The 15,213-nt window shown below is 41.7% G+C and carries 13 protein-coding genes; 9 read left to right on the forward strand and 4 right to left on the reverse strand.

Annotation, left to right across the window (positions count from 1 at the left end):
• Positions 1-14 precede the first annotated feature (14 nt).
• From glmU to hisS, 3 genes are all read right to left on the reverse strand, one after another.
• Positions 15-1,232 carry a bifunctional sugar-1-phosphate nucleotidylyltransferase/acetyltransferase gene (gene glmU, locus RE474_RS10655; RefSeq protein ID WP_309310350.1) on the reverse strand — a complete coding sequence of 406 codons (1,218 nt, stop codon included), beginning with the start codon at positions 1,230-1,232 and terminating at the stop codon, positions 15-17.
• A gap of 185 nt (positions 1,233-1,417) precedes the next feature.
• Complete coding sequence (locus tag RE474_RS10660; protein ID WP_309310351.1) at positions 1,418-1,876, reverse strand: 30S ribosomal protein S15; 459 nt, start codon at positions 1,874-1,876, stop codon at positions 1,418-1,420.
• Between the two features lie 261 nt (positions 1,877-2,137).
• Positions 2,138-3,370 (reverse strand): histidine--tRNA ligase, encoded by a 1,233-nt coding sequence (gene hisS / locus RE474_RS10665; protein ID WP_309310352.1) that lies wholly within the window; start codon positions 3,368-3,370, stop codon positions 2,138-2,140.
• A gap of 239 nt (positions 3,371-3,609) precedes the next feature.
• On the opposite strand from hisS, the gene RE474_RS10670 reads away from it, so the two are divergent.
• Both RE474_RS10670 and RE474_RS10675 read left to right on the forward strand, forming a co-directional pair.
• On the forward strand, positions 3,610-4,056 hold the full coding sequence (locus tag RE474_RS10670; RefSeq protein WP_309310353.1) for a hypothetical protein: 447 nt from the start codon (positions 3,610-3,612) through the stop codon (positions 4,054-4,056).
• A 119-nt stretch (positions 4,057-4,175) separates the two neighbouring features.
• Positions 4,176-5,474 (forward strand): TrpB-like pyridoxal phosphate-dependent enzyme, encoded by a 1,299-nt coding sequence (locus RE474_RS10675; RefSeq protein WP_309310354.1) that lies wholly within the window; start codon positions 4,176-4,178, stop codon positions 5,472-5,474.
• 88 nt (positions 5,475-5,562) lie between these two features.
• Here the strand turns inward: RE474_RS10675 and RE474_RS10680 are convergent, their stop codons facing one another.
• Positions 5,563-6,477: a mechanosensitive ion channel family protein gene (locus RE474_RS10680; protein ID WP_309310355.1), complete on the reverse strand. Its 915-nt coding sequence runs from the start codon at positions 6,475-6,477 to the stop codon at positions 5,563-5,565.
• A gap of 284 nt (positions 6,478-6,761) precedes the next feature.
• Here RE474_RS10680 and RE474_RS10685 point away from each other — a divergent pair, with 284 nt between their 5' ends.
• The 7 genes from RE474_RS10685 to RE474_RS10715 all read left to right on the forward strand — a co-directional run bounded on the left by RE474_RS10685 (position 6,762) and on the right by RE474_RS10715 (position 15,150).
• Positions 6,762-8,237 (forward strand): DUF2193 domain-containing protein, encoded by a 1,476-nt coding sequence (locus RE474_RS10685; RefSeq protein ID WP_309310356.1) that lies wholly within the window; start codon positions 6,762-6,764, stop codon positions 8,235-8,237.
• 50 nt (positions 8,238-8,287) lie between these two features.
• On the forward strand, positions 8,288-9,037 hold the full coding sequence (locus tag RE474_RS10690) for an MIP/aquaporin family protein (RefSeq protein WP_309310357.1): 750 nt from the start codon (positions 8,288-8,290) through the stop codon (positions 9,035-9,037).
• A 130-nt stretch (positions 9,038-9,167) separates the two neighbouring features.
• Positions 9,168-11,420, forward strand: a complete 2,253-nt coding sequence (locus RE474_RS10695) for an ATP-dependent DNA helicase (protein ID WP_309310358.1) — start codon at positions 9,168-9,170, stop codon at positions 11,418-11,420.
• A gap of 133 nt (positions 11,421-11,553) precedes the next feature.
• On the forward strand, positions 11,554-12,834 hold the full coding sequence (gene hisD / locus RE474_RS10700) for a histidinol dehydrogenase (RefSeq protein ID WP_309310359.1): 1,281 nt from the start codon (positions 11,554-11,556) through the stop codon (positions 12,832-12,834).
• 103 nt (positions 12,835-12,937) lie between these two features.
• Positions 12,938-13,336, forward strand: coding sequence for a DUF1699 family protein (locus RE474_RS10705; protein ID WP_309310360.1), 399 nt, complete (start codon positions 12,938-12,940; stop codon positions 13,334-13,336).
• Between the two features lie 236 nt (positions 13,337-13,572).
• Positions 13,573-14,340 (forward strand): uroporphyrinogen-III C-methyltransferase, encoded by a 768-nt coding sequence (gene cobA / locus RE474_RS10710; protein WP_309310361.1) that lies wholly within the window; start codon positions 13,573-13,575, stop codon positions 14,338-14,340.
• Positions 14,341-14,352: 12 nt separating this feature from the next.
• Positions 14,353-15,150, forward strand: coding sequence for a uroporphyrinogen-III synthase (locus RE474_RS10715; protein ID WP_309310362.1), 798 nt, complete (start codon positions 14,353-14,355; stop codon positions 15,148-15,150).
• Positions 15,151-15,213: the final 63 nt, after the last annotated feature.

Below are 15,213 nucleotides of genomic sequence, written 5' to 3' on the forward strand. Positions count from 1 at the left end.
TTTTCACCCTGAACCTAATTTATAAGTGCATTAGTTGGTACGTCCTCTGCAATTGTTTTTCCAGAACCGATGCGACAGTTAGATGAGATCATCTTTCCGGCACGAACTAACACGTTTCCACCAATATCTGTATCATCACCAATTACAGTTCCTAACTTTTCAGCTTCATTAAGCTCATTTTCAAGAATTATATGTAGTTTTTCCCCTTCTTCTGTGATGAAGTTAGGGCCTGTTGTGACATTACTTCCTACAACGGAGCTTGATATGTTGCTGTGTGTACTGACCCGCACGTCTTGCATCAATATGCTGTTTTTGATATATGAGAATGAGGCAATAGATACGTTATTACCAATGCTGGTGGAGGGCAAAATGACCACATTTGGGCCAATATCACAGTTGTCACCAATTATCACGGGTCCCACAATGTATGATCCTGCCCGAATGGTTGTGTTCCTGCCAATACAAACACTTCCTTTTATGCTGACACTATCCTCGATTTTTGCTTTTGAAACATCAGTTTCAGAGTCACCGAGAATAATTGTGTTCGCTTCCAGAAGGTTCCATGAATAAACTGCATCAAGCCATTCTGCATTTGTTATTGCTGTTGTGACAGACATGCCTTCATCGATCATCATTTGAAGAGTATCTGTAATTGCATACTCACCAGTTGTTGATATGGCTGTTCTTTCAATCATGGAAAAAATATCACTCTTGAAAAGATAAATACCAGTGTTGATAAGATGACTTATAAGGGTCTTTGGTTTTTCGATGATCTCAACAACTTTCTTTCCTTTGGCAACTATTACTCCATAGCCACTGACATTATCTTTTTTGCATGTGAGTAATGTTGCATCACCTTCTTCACCATTGATCAGGTCTGCAATACCGTCTGATCCGATTATATTGTCCCCGTTGACAACAATAAATTTGTCCTCATCTTTTCCTATCAGATCGCGTGCCTGAAGAATTGCGTGTGCTGTTCCTATCTGTGCTTTTTGTTCCACATACTCTATTTTCACACCAAAGTTGATCCCATCTTCAAAATAGTCCATGATACGCTCTTTTTTGTAACCGACTACCAGAACTATCTCTTTAATATCATTCTTAACAAGAGCATTGATGATATGTTCAAGAATTGGCTTGTTTGCCACCGGAAGCATTACCTTTGATCTTGTAAGTGTGAGAGGCCGGCATCTTTTCCCTTCACCGGCTGCAAGTATGACAGCTTTCATGGAATATAATGCTCTTTAAAACAATTTATAAGTTGCCTTCATAAGTGTTTGAGATAACAATAGATTTCTGTATTTTGAAATATTCGTTACAGAGCTAACGCTGAAATCCAAAAATCATGAAAAAAAGAAAAGTTGTGTTTGACCAATTGGCCAAACAAAAGTTTGTAATTAAATCTGAAATATGTTTATCTGGTGATAAGCATCTCAGCAGTTTCTGGCTTGTATTTCCAGTCAGCTGGAAGAACCTTTGCGGACTGGTAGTATTTTACCAATCTTCTGATCTTGGATTCGGTGTTCTGGAGAGCACGCTTGTTGTGTACATCCTTGTGGTTGTAGTTCATGTGCTTTCTCATTCCGATTGCCTTTACGATAAGGTTGTAGAGATCTTCAGGTACAGCGAATTTTTCACCGTTTTCTTTCAGGATCTTTGTGATCTTCTTGCCGGTTGCAAGCTTTACATCAGGTACACCATACTTGTCCCTGAGGATCATTCCGATCTCGCTTGTGCTTACTCCCTGCTTCCAGAGATCAGCAACTACGGTTGTTACTTCTTCGCTGGTCATTGTTGACCATGAAGGTACTTCTGTACGAAGTGGTCTTGTAGGTCCAGAGTTTCCTTTCCTACGGGTGTGCATTTTTGCCATAATCTTCCTCCTGATAATTGTAATTCAAGTTTTAATTCAAGTTTTGATTAATTTAGCCTATATTGAATTTAGATAGGATTCAATATAGAATTGATGTTTTGATCCTTATCGAACTCTTGAACTTGGGAGTCGGTTCGATAAAATGTTAATGTGATTGGCGAAGTGCTACCTATGAAGTCAATCATCTCATATATATGTTATGATTGATGGAGCACTGCTCCAAATATGAGATTTTCGTCACCTGATTATGATATTAATTTATCAGCAAGTGAATTTATCAATAACTTCCTCGATACTCAGAAGTTCCTGTTCGCCGCTTGTCATATCCTTTAACATGACTTTTCCAGCTTCAACTTCCTTTTCACCTATTATGATAACGTGTTTAGCACCAATGTTGTTGGCATGTGATAATTGAGCTTTGAAGTTCCTTTTCATCAGGTCATTATATACAGGCATATGTTTCCTGAGTTCATTAGCCGCCTTTATTGCATCAAGACGGGTAGTGTCTTTGGCAATAATCACGACTGGAACATCATCAGGTGCTTCTAGTTCACATACTTCCATAATCCTGTCAAATCCAAGACCAAACCCAGTTGATGGGACATCTCCTCCACCAAAGAGCTGAATTAGTTGATATGAACCTCCACCACATACCTGATTCTGAGCACCGAGTCCTTCTGCGTAAATCTCAAAAACAGTGCCAGTATAATAATCAAGTCCTCTTGCAATTCCAAAATTAATTGTGTACTCTACACCATAAGCATCCAGCATGGTAAGAAGTTCCTGGAAATCTTCAATTTCAGGTATATCGCCTATAATTTCTCTTGCTTTTGTAATGGCATCATTACCTGTAAGGGATATCAGCTCAATAAGTTTCATTCGAAGATCAGCAGGAGCATTTATTTCCTCAAGGAAATCATCAAGACCTTCATAGTCCTTCTTGTCAACAAGTCTCATTATTTTGCTTTGATGCTCTGTTTCCAGTACACTGAGAAGATTCCTAATTACGCCAAGATTGTTTACGTTCAAATCACCTTTGATACCAACTGCTCTGAGCATTTCTGTTGCCAGTGCAATAACCTCGGCATCAGCATCCATTTTCCTGCTACCTATGAGTTCCACGCCAAACTGCCAGAACTCTCTGAAGCGTCCTTTCTGCGGTCTCTCGTACCTGAAACAGTTCTCAAAGTAGAATAATTTCAAAGGCTGTTGATATGCCTGCATCTCATTGACATACATCCTCATGACAGGTGCAGTCAATTCAGGACGCAGGGTCATATCTCTATCACCTTTATCTGTGAAATTGTAGAGTTCCCCGATTATTCCCTCACCTGATTTGAGAGTAAATAGTTCGAGATTCTCAAATGTAGGGGTGATTATTTCATTGAAGCCCCAGTTCTTTACTACCTGGCGCAGTATGCCTTCTACATATCTTCTTTTCTTTGTATCCTCAGGGAGGAAATCACGTGTTCCTCGTGGTTTAGTGATCTTCATTTTGTGTCAACCTGATAAGTGTGAATTCTAGATTTACTATATGATTAATCTGAAAGATTAATCAGTATTTCATGTTAATATGTCTGGTAGTATAAATGTAGTATATTTTACAGTTTCGATTAGTTAAGAAATGAATGTTCTTCTCTTCTAATCAATGTTTTATTCTCTTTTTGCAAATTATAATGTCAATATTAGGTATCTTTATTAATTATGCCACTTCAATTGTTTGTGGTGGTTGAATGCTGGAACGAAAGTGTGTGGTTACACTCAAAGTATTAATTGTAATATTGATAGCTGTTTTACTGTCCGGTTGTACTGAAAATGGGACTGAGACTGAGGAACTTATAGAAACACTTGAAAGTACCGATACAGATTCATTTTCTATTGAACAGCAGTATGGTGAATCTGGAGAAACTATCATAGTTCCTGATGGGATTCAGGTGAAAGAATGGAAAATTGCTGTTGACAGAATACTGATCACGCTTGAAAACACTGAAACGTCGGGGATCTATATTAACAAGATTTCTGCAGATGTATCTTTTGATGATGACATGTCGACTTTCAGGCATTATGAAGCTTCAATGAATGCTGAATTAGGTCCTGGCGAAATCAAAGTTATCTCAATAAGGATACACAAGTTCAGTGATTGGGAAAAACCATCTCTAAAATCGATAGAAGTAAGCTGATTAAACAGTTTATTTCTTTAATTGTGGTTTTGCTTTCTGCATAAATCAAAAACATTAAATATCCTTAAATGTACTCAATTATACATTGTTGAATTCACTTTTTTACAGAGGTAGATACTATGGAGCATACTAAGATATTACTTGACGAAAATGAAATGCCGAAACAGTGGTATAACATACTTGCAGACCTGCCTGTTGAACCACCACTGAACCCTGCAACCAATGAGCCAATGAATCCTGCAGATCTTGAGCCTATATTTGCAAAGGAACTCATCAATCAGGAGATCAGCTCCAAAAAATACATTGACATTCCAGAAGAGATAAGGGAAATATACACACTCTGGAGACCATCACCTCTGCACCGGGCACACAGGCTTGAAAAAGCTCTTGGAACACCTGCAAAGATATACTACAAGAATGAAAGTGTCAGTCCTGCAGGAAGCCACAAGCCAAACACTGCGATCGCACAGGCGTACTACAACATGAAAGAAGGCACCGAAAGGATCACAACTGAAACCGGTGCAGGCCAGTGGGGTAGTGCATTATCACTTTGCTGTAACTATTTTGACATTGAATGTAAGGTCTACATGGTAAGCTCAAGCTTCTACCAGAAACCGTACAGAAAGTCACTTATCAATCTCTGGGGAGCAAAAGTAGTTCCATCCCCAAGTCCGGACACACAGTTTGGAAGAAAGATCCGTGAAATGTACCCTGACACAACAGGAAGTCTTGGAATAGCCATTAGTGAAGCTATCGAGGATGCAGCACTTAATGACAACACCAAATATGCTCTCGGTAGTGTCCTTAACCACACCAGTCTGCATCAGACAGTAGTCGGTCTTGAGACCCAGGCGCAGTTTGACAAGACAGAGGATTATCCTGACATAGTTATCGGATGCTGTGGTGGTGGAAGTAACCTCGCTGGTGTAAGTCTGCCATACATCAGGGACAACCTTGCAGGTCACACTAACACAAGGTTTATTGCAGTCGAGCCATCTGCGTGTCCAACTCTCACCTGTGGAGAGTTCAAGTATGACTTCGGTGACATGGCACAGATGACACCTCTCCTTAAGATGTACACACTCGGTTCTGAATTTATACCACCTGCAATCCATGCAGGAGGTCTCAGGTATCACGGTGCATCACCAATCATCAGTAAGCTTGTAGCAGACGGAATCATGGAAGCAACCTCATACCATCAGGTAGAGGTATTCGATGCAGCAGTTCAATTTGCACGTACTGAAGGAATTGCTCCTGCACCAGAGTCATCACATGCTATCAAATGTGCAATTGATGAAGCACTCAAATGCAAGGAGACAGGCGAAGAGAAGACCATCCTGTTCAACCTCAGTGGTCACGGTCACTTCGATATGGCTTCCTATGACAAGTACTTCAGCGGCGAGCTGACTAACGAGTGATTTTAAATATTAAATATTAAATCTAAAAAAGGTGGCATGGTTACATGCCACAAATCCTGTTTTTATTGAAGAGCTCAATTAATTACTTTCATACAGATACTGATTCTTCCTCTATTGCAGAGACTTCTGCCTGCAGATCCTTCTTGTACACAATGGTACGGTATGGGAATGGTATTTCAATTCCTTCGGCATCGAATCTCTTTTTGATTGCTTCCCTGATGTCGCATCCGGTATCATAGGCAATATCCCTGTCATCGACCCAGATAAGTAGCCTGAGAATAACCGCAAAATCTCCAAGTTCCCTCACACGAACAGTAACGACTTCATCTTTCTTCATATCAGGGTGATATTTCTTGATCTGGCTGAAAGTCATGGAGTTTGCGTGTTTTCTGGCCTCACATATCATTATCTGCCTTGCCTTATCAATATCCGCGTCATAACTCACACCGATGTCAATTGGCCAGTTGACCGTTGGATCTTCGATGGACCAGTTGATTATTGCATCTTCACTTATCACGCTGTTAGGAATAATGAGCCTTCTATTATCCCATGTTCTGACCACTGTATGCCTGAGTGTGATATCAGTGATCCGTCCGTATTCATCCTTGATTGTTACTAGGTCTCCCACTCTGAAAGGCCTGAATGCTGCCAGAGAAATACCGGAAATGATATTTGACAGTGTACTCTGTGCTGCAAGACCAAGAACAATACCTGCAAAACCTGCACTGGCAAAAAGAGTAATGGAAAGAGTCTCAAGTGAGGGTATAAGGTTAACGACAATCATTATGCCAATGAGATATATCGCAGCAACCATAGTGTGCCTTACAACCCTGTAACTTGTAAGATCGACATTCATTTTTTTGCTTACGATGTTGAATTGCCTTATAAGTAATCTGTCAACGAATCTTGCAAGAAAAATAGTAAGTAATATAATTGTGATAACAACTAGCAGGTTAACAAGTTTCCATGTTGCCCATTCTGGTATTGATAAGATATCAGCCATATGACCCTGTAACATATTAGTAATTGAATAGATATGAGCTTATTGTTACTTCTCAAAAACTTTCAACAACATTTCTTAAGTTTAGAAATGTTTATAATGTATAGTTTCAGATTGTTATAAGGAGTGAATTAACATCCTGGTGAAGGAGTGTTGTTTGGGAAAAACAAGCATTCTTAGCGGTAGCTAGATTGTTTGTCATTATATATTTTTAAACTATTATTTGAATTTGATTGAACACTTCTTTCAGGTCCAGTTATCACTTTCAATAAATAAAAGGGGCTAACATGAAAGAGATATACGACAAAATGGCAAGAGAGGCCATGAATGCACAAAAAGCTGTTGTCAGCACTATAAATAAGAAGAGAGGCACCGCTTTTAAGGTAGAGGATGCAAAACCTTATGTTGATGCAGTTAACAAGATGGAACCGAAGGGCGAGCAGTGTAAAGAAGTGTTTGACCTTCATGTCAACTCTGTAAATACACATTATGATGTCCTTTCCGGCTTAACAGACAGCGTGAGGCCGGAGGATGACCCATTTGTCGAACATTATCAGACACCACCTATTCTTGATATATTGTATGAGGAGGACCCTGCATTCAGGGCATCAGTGGAAAAGTTCATTGATAAAATTGGTAGGTCGGAGGCTCTCATCGGTAAAGAGTCCATTAGAAGGTATGGTGGATTCTACGGTCCTACCTGTGTTGTAGACTTTGCTTTTGTCCCGGGAAGTACCAGCAATGTAGTCAACAGGATACTTCAGAAAACAGATATTCCTGTGGATCACAAGCGAGCAATTCTTTCTTCCAAATCATGGGGTATGAACACATCATATGGTATTGGTGCAAAATTCCAGATGGCCATTGAAAATGGTAAGACTCCTTCTGAAGCTATAAAAGAAGAAATCGAAATGCTTCAGATGGTCTATGATGCACCTATGGCTGCTCAGGCCAAGCTTATGGATGAGGCAGGGCATATATCATTTGACGTAAAGAAGTATATGAGCGAATACAAGAACAGGATGAAGAAAACTGTCAAAGCTGCCATGGATGCAGATGTATTCTACGGAAATATCGTAACTGTTCCTGCATATGGTGTAGGTGATGTTGCTCATCACATCTCCCAGTCTATGTTTAACATGACAAAGGACGATGTTGTTATGGCTGTTATTAATGCTGTAACCGATGTCATGGATGGTACCATGAACAATGCTATGGGCAAGTTCAAAGATGAGTATTCACCACTGACAATAGCAACGGACGCTGCCGCTGCCGCCACCACAAAGATCCTCTGGATGGATGGCTTCACGACAATGATGGTACTTGATCTGCTGGTCAAGAGATACCACAACCTTGTACTTAACAATCCAACAAGAGGAGCAGCAGCTGAACTTCACAATGTGGACTTTATCGATCTTATCGAAAAGGGTGAGCGTATCATTGACCACAAGCCAAGGGGAATGGGTGGAAAAGTCCAGGGCATACCTGTCGATCTGAGCCCGATTGAGAAGAATGAGGTTCTGAACAACCCACAGCGTTACACATATCCTGCATGTGCTATCACAGTCAGGTTCTCAGCCCTTATGCGGCTGGCTGATTTCCCATGTCTGCTTACAAGTGAGCCTGTCACTGCTACCATGATGACGAATATCATAGCCCTGCACAAGACGGAACCACATTCACCTGCACGTACCTGTAAGTTCTGTGCAGCTAACTACTTCGACTATAAGTGCAAGTACTGCAACTGGACGGAGGCAGTTTGATCACAGATGTGCCTTTTTAAGGCACATTTTGTTTTCAGGCAGGTGATTACATGTCAGAACCGGGTCTATTAAAAAGATCCATCGCCGAACTGATCGGGACATATGTGCTGGTCTTCCTGGGAACAGGGTCCGTAGTCACAACCGTCCTACTTCTTCAGGGTACAGATTCAATACCTGGCAATACTTTTAACGTGGGTATTGATATCGCAGCATGGTTTGCCATAGGCATTGCTTTTGCCATAGCGATAATTGCAATGATATACGCCTTTGGCCATATATCAGGAACACACATCAATCCGGCTGTAAGCATTGCATTATGGGCAACAGGACGTTTCCCTGCAAAAGATATGCTTGGTTACATCGTCGCCCAGCTAATCGGTGCAAGCCTTGCTTCTTTCACTATTGTTGCAATACTGGGAAGCAGGGCAGTTGCCACAGGTCTTGGTGCCACGGCGATGTTTGATGGTGTTAGTTACGGCCAGGCTATACTATGTGAAGCGGTTGCAACCTTTTTCCTGATGCTGACAATTATGGGTTCTGCGGTGGATAAAAGGGCACCTGCAGGTTTTGCAGGGCTTGCAATCGGTCTTGTGGTAGCTGCGGACATTATCGTAGTTGGAAATATAACCGGCTCATCCCTGAATCCGGCACGTACTTTCGGACCGTATCTTGCAGATTTCCTTCTTGGAGGGTCGAATCTCTGGTGGCAGTTCCCAATTTACATAATCGGTCCGATCGCAGGCGCTGTGATTGCAGCTTTGCTTTATGACTACGTGGCAGATGCCAAGGAAAATAACTGAAATTGGCAGCATTTTTGCTGCTTTCTTTTTTTGAGGTCAAAAAACTGAAATTACAACTGACATCACATTCTACAATCCATGATCAGGGCAATTTTAATTAGATATAACCCTCTCTTAAAACAGAGTTATCATGAAGATTGAATCCCTGGATCTGCCGGAATCTGTTATACGTTTTTACCTTGACTCCGGCATAGAAGAACTCTATCCTCCTCAGGCCGAGGCAATTGAAAAAGGGTTACTTGAAGGAAAAAACCTGCTGGCTGCGATTCCTACAGCTTCAGGAAAGACTCTTCTTGCAGAACTTGCAATGCTAAAAGCAATATCAAATGGAGGAAAGGCTCTTTATATAGTTCCTTTGCGTGCACTTGCAAGTGAGAAGTTCGACCGTTTCAGAACATTCTCATCAGTTTCAGTAAAAGGAGAAGGAAACGGAGGTCTGAGGGTTGGCATATCCACAGGTGATTTTGAATCAAGGGATGAATGGCTCGGTTCCAATGATATCATAGTTGCTACATCTGAAAAAACAGACTCTCTATTGCGTAATGAGACTTCCTGGATGCAGGAGATTACCACAATTGTAGTTGATGAGGTGCATTTGCTTGATTCGGCCAACAGGGGTCCGACACTGGAAGTAACTCTCACAAAACTCATGAAACTGAATCCAGGATGCCAGATAATCGCTCTTTCAGCAACCGTGGGCAATGCTTATGAGATAGCAGACTGGCTGAAAGGAAAACTTGTTCTCAGTGAATGGAGACCAACACGCCTCCAGGAAGGTGTCTATCTTAATGGAAATATCAATTTCCATGGTTCACAGAAACGCATCGAGGCCAGATCACAGGATGATGCAGTTAACATTCTGCTTGACACCTTAGAAGAAGGCGGTCAGTGCCTTGTTTTTGAAAGCAGCCGCAAGAACAGTGTTTCATTTGCCAAAAGGGCAGGCACAAAGGTGGCTGAAACTCTGGACAAACCAACAAGGAAAGCACTTGATGAACTTGTTGAGGAAATTATAGAGAATGGTGAGACCGAAGCAGCCAATGAACTGGCAAAGTGCGTCAGGAACGGAACTGCTTTCCATCATGCAGGGCTCAATTCTGCACACCGCAGAATTGTGGAGGATGGATTCAGAGCTAACAAAATAAAGGTAATTTCCAGCACTCCGACCCTTGCAGCAGGACTTAATCTTCCTGCAAGAAGGGTAATTATCAGAAGTTACAGACGTTACGATCCAAATTATGGTATGCAGCCAATCCCTGTTCTTGATTACAAACAAATGGCAGGTCGTGCAGGCAGGCCGCATCTTGATCCTTATGGTGAATCCGTCCTTATCGCAAAATCCTATAATGAAATGACAGGGCTTTTTGACAACTATATTGATGCTGATGCAGAGGATATCTGGTCCAAGCTTGGTTCAGAGAACGCACTGAGAACCCATATTCTTTCTACAATCGTCAACGGTTTTGCAACAACAAGGGATGGTCTTCTTGAATTTATAGAAGCCACGTTCTTTGCTCACCAGAATGACACATGGGGAATCATGGATGTTGTGGATGAGTGTCTTGATTTCCTGAGAATCCATGGTATGCTTGAGGGTGAAGATACTCTGTTGCCAACAGTACTTGGAAGACTTGTATCAACACTCTATATCGATCCACTTTCTGGTGCTTACATTGTCGACGGGCTGAAAAAAGCCAAAGCTGAGAACATTACAGACATGACTCTTTTGCATCTTATATGCAAAACACCGGATATGAGGCAGCTCTACATGAGGGCCAGTGATTATGAAGTAATCAATGATATTATCATGGCTCGCAGCGATGAGTTTGTGGAGATTCCTCCAAGGTCAAAGGAAGTTGATTATGAGTGGTTCATGGCTGAAGTGAAAACTGCTCTTCTGGTAGAGGACTGGATTAACGAGAAGTCTCTTGACCAGATAACAAAGAAGTTCGGTGTTGGTGAGGGTGATGTCCATGCATTTGCCGATATTGCAGAGTGGCTCATGCATTCAACTTCCAGACTTGCAGGACTCATTGCTCCCGAAATGGCAAAAGACATTTCCAGTCATGTTGCCCTGCTGGAAAAAAGGATACACTATGGAGCCTCTTCCGATCTTATCGAGCTTGTGAGCATCCGTGGAATTGGTCGTGTACGTGCACGTAAGCTCTATGACAGTGGACTAAAAACAGTGCAGGCCATCAAAAGCTCAGATATTGGAACTGTTTCCGAACTTATAGGTCCAAAGACTGCCAGGAAACTGTTTGAGGAACTTGGTCTTACTTCAGGATTGAGGCCATCCGGCTCAGGAGATGGCATAAAGTCCGAAACCATGAGTTCGCTTATGGAAAGAGAGCAGAGCACTTTCAGTGATTTTGAAAAATAGGCTATTGGTCTTTATGGCTGAACGAGTGCATGTTCTAAGCGTTATATATGATGAACAGGTATAAGCATCAGAAAATAATCATTATCTTTAAACACATCATTACTAACTATTTACAAACCTCAGGGGAAATACTATGCTTTACAAGAAACTATCCGAACTTACCGATGAAGAAAAGAGCAAACTGATAGGACGTGGTGGCGGAGATCTTGCAAATGTTGAAGATACAGTTGCAGCTATCCTTGAAGATGTAAAGCATAATGGTGATGCAGCCCTGCGTGAATATACTAAGAAGTTCGATGGTGCTGATATTGAGGCAGTCGAAGTTACAAAGGAAGAGATTGACGAGGCTGCGGCAAGCATTGATCCTGAACTGATGAAGCACCTTGAATTCGCTGCTGGCAACATCCGCAGGTTCCATGAGGCCCAGATGCCACAAAAGACATGGTTCATTGAAGTCTCACCGGGAATTGAACTTGGACAGAAATTTACTGCTCTTGAAAGTGTCGGAGCCTATGTGCCGGGAGGCAGGGCATCATATCCTTCCACAGCTTTAATGACCATAGTTCCCGCAAAAGTTGCCGGTGTTAAGAATGTTGTTATGTGTACTCCACCGGGCAAGGACGGGAAAGTAAATCCTCTCACTCTTGCGGCAGCAAAAGTTGCCGGAGCAGATCATGTATATAAGATCGGTGGTGTGCAGGCAGTTGCCGGTATGGCATACGGTACTGAAACCGTCATGAAGGTTGATAAGATAGTTGGTCCTGGCAATGTTTTTGTCACTTCTGCAAAGATGCAGGTGAGAGATATGGCTGAGATCGATTTCCCCGCCGGTCCAAGTGAAGTGCTTATCATAGCTGACGATTCATGCAATGCCAGGATGGCAGCTTCAGATATGATCGCCCAGGCAGAGCACGATCCTAATGCAGTATCTGTTATTGTTACAACTTCCGAGAAACTTGCTGCAGATGTCAAAGCTGAAGTACTTAAACAGGCAGAAAAGACCCTCAGGACTGAGATTGTGAATACTTCCCTTGCAAATGCCGCAATTCTTATAGTAGACTCAATGGATGAATGTATCAAGTTCTCAAATGAATTTGCACCCGAGCACCTTGAGATCATGGTGGAAAACGATGATGAGGTCCTTGAAGGTATCGAACATGCAGGTTCCATATTCGTTGGGAACTACGCCCCGGTTCCTGTCGGTGACTATGCATCAGGTACAAATCACGTGTTGCCTACCGCAGGATATGCCAGAATATATTCCGGACTGAACCTTGCGCACTTCATGAAGTCTGCAAGTATCCAGAGAATTAGCAAGCAGGGACTTGAAACTTTGAAAGAGCCTGTAATTGCTCTTGCTGAAAAAGAGGGTCTGCAGGCACATGCAGATTCCGTTAGAACAAGGTTCGAGTAAATTACCTTTCTATTTTTTTGATTTTTAAATCGGTAATTATTTAATAGGTGAATACATACATTATTTTAATAAGTTCTCAACGAACTGGAGGTGAGGGAGACTTATGAAAATAAGAGTTGTAAGTTCGCGAGAGGAGATACCACATCTGAATCCAGGTGAGAAGGTTATCCATCTTGCATTCAGACCATCGAACAAGGATATTTTTTCACTGGTCCAGACCTGTCCTAAAGTGGAAGTTATCCAGATCCCGAGTTCTTACAGGCGTACAGTCTCAAAGTCCATCGAGATGTTCATGCAAATGCAGGGTATTAAGCTCATTGAAGGTGATGTCTGGGGCCACAGGAAAGACATCAACGAGTATTATAGTATCGCTCCGGCGCTGCTTGATAAGATCAAAGAGCTTAAATCAGAAGGCATGTCTGATGAGGATATAGTAAGTAAACTTGAGCGCGAAGGTAAACTAAATAAAGAAATGTTGTTCTACATACTGAGCAAAAAATAGATTTTTAGGGTTGGAAAAGGTGCGGTATCTAACGGTACGGCACTCCATTTATATTTATTAAGATTTGATTTTTCTTATTCAAATCTTTTTGTCACATTGGTTTTGTTTATCTATCAGGTTCTGCTTTTTAGACTACTTATAAAGTTACCTTGTTTTCCGTCTTTTCAAGACGATGCATATTTATAACTTGGTAAGTTCATTACCATTCTGATAAAGATTAAGAGGATCTCACTAACATGGCCCAGAAATATGGTAAAGTCTATTTGGTTGGTTCAGGCCCGGGTGACCCGGAATTATTGACAGTTAAGGCACGCAGGTTACTTGATACAACTGAAGTAGTTGTATACGATCAGCTTCCGGGTAAGGCGATAATAGATTCCATTCCTGACAGCGCTGAAAAGATCGATGCAGGTAAACATGCAGGTGATCACACACTCACACAGGATGAGATCAATGCTGTTATCATACAGAAGGCAAAGGAAGGAAAGAACGTACTACGCCTCAAAGGTGGCGATCCTTACATGTTTGGCCGTGGTGGAGAAGAAGCTGAGGAACTCATTGCAGAAGGGATTGAGTTTGAGGTCGTTCCAGGTATTACATCAGCTGTGGCAGTTCCGGCATATGCAGGCATACCTGTTACCCACAGGGATCATGCATCAATGGTGACTTTCATCACAGGTCACGAAGATCCTACTAAAGAGGAAACAGCTCTTGACTGGGAAACACTTGCAAAATTCGATGGTACCATTGTTATTTTCATGGGTGTAAAAATGCTTGGCAGGAATGTCGGTGAACTTATGAAATTCGGCAAGGATCCAAAAACTCCTGTTGCTCTTATTGAGAGAGGTACAAGACCTGACCAGCGCGTGACCGTTGGTGTCCTTGAGAATATAGCAGAAGTTGCAAAGGAGAGAGGTGTAAAGGCACCTGCAATTACCATAATTGGTAATGTTGTATCATTGCACGATATTCTTGGCGAACAGGTCTCTAATTATTTTGATTAGAAGGTGTTACCTTTGACAGAAAAGTCCAAAAGACCTGTACTTGCTATAATGAGGCCAAAACGTTACCTGAAAGATTCAGTGGAACTTGCACAGGATATGGGTTTTGAACCGCTTGCAGTTCCAATGATTGAGCTTGAAGGTATGAAGGATGAGTTTTTCGATAGCTTTGTTGAAAGGGTAATGGCAGGGAAATCGGATTATGTGATATTCACAAGTGCAAACGGCATAGATTTCACACTGGATAAGATCCCCGCCGATGAGCATGAGAAATTCATTGCTGCCCTTAATTCCACAAAAGTTATTGCCATAGGACCAACTACTCGCAAGGCGCTGGATGACATGGATATAAACGTACTTGGCATGCCGGGAGTTTATAGTTCAGAGGGTCTTGTGGAGTATCTCTGTCCTGATGTAAAAGGTAAAGTCATTGATACTGCAAGAAGTTTCTACGGTTCAACGCTTCTGATTGAAGGCCTGAAGAACTGCGGTGCTGAGGTGCACGAGACAAATGTTTACACACTGACAAAACCTGAAGGTAACGAGCAGGAAAAATTCATTGCAAAGGTACTTGCAGGTGAGGTTGATGTGTTCGCATTTACAAGTTCCATGATGGTGCGCAATTTCTTTGAGCATGCTGTGGACCAGTCTTCAAAGGATGAAGTGATAAATATCATGAACAATTCCATCGTTGCAGCCATCGGCATACCAACTGCAAAGACCATTGAGGGTTACGGTGTGAAGGTTTCAGTGACTCCTGGAAAATTCACATTCGAGGATATTCTCAAAAAAGTTCAGGATATGCTGAATTAGCATTTCCCATTATTTATTTTTTGAATAAAAAGTTCTCTATACCATAGATATAATATAGGATGA

Source organism: Methanolobus sediminis, from assembly GCF_031312595.1.
GTDB lineage: Archaea > Halobacteriota > Methanosarcinia > Methanosarcinales > Methanosarcinaceae > Methanolobus > Methanolobus sediminis.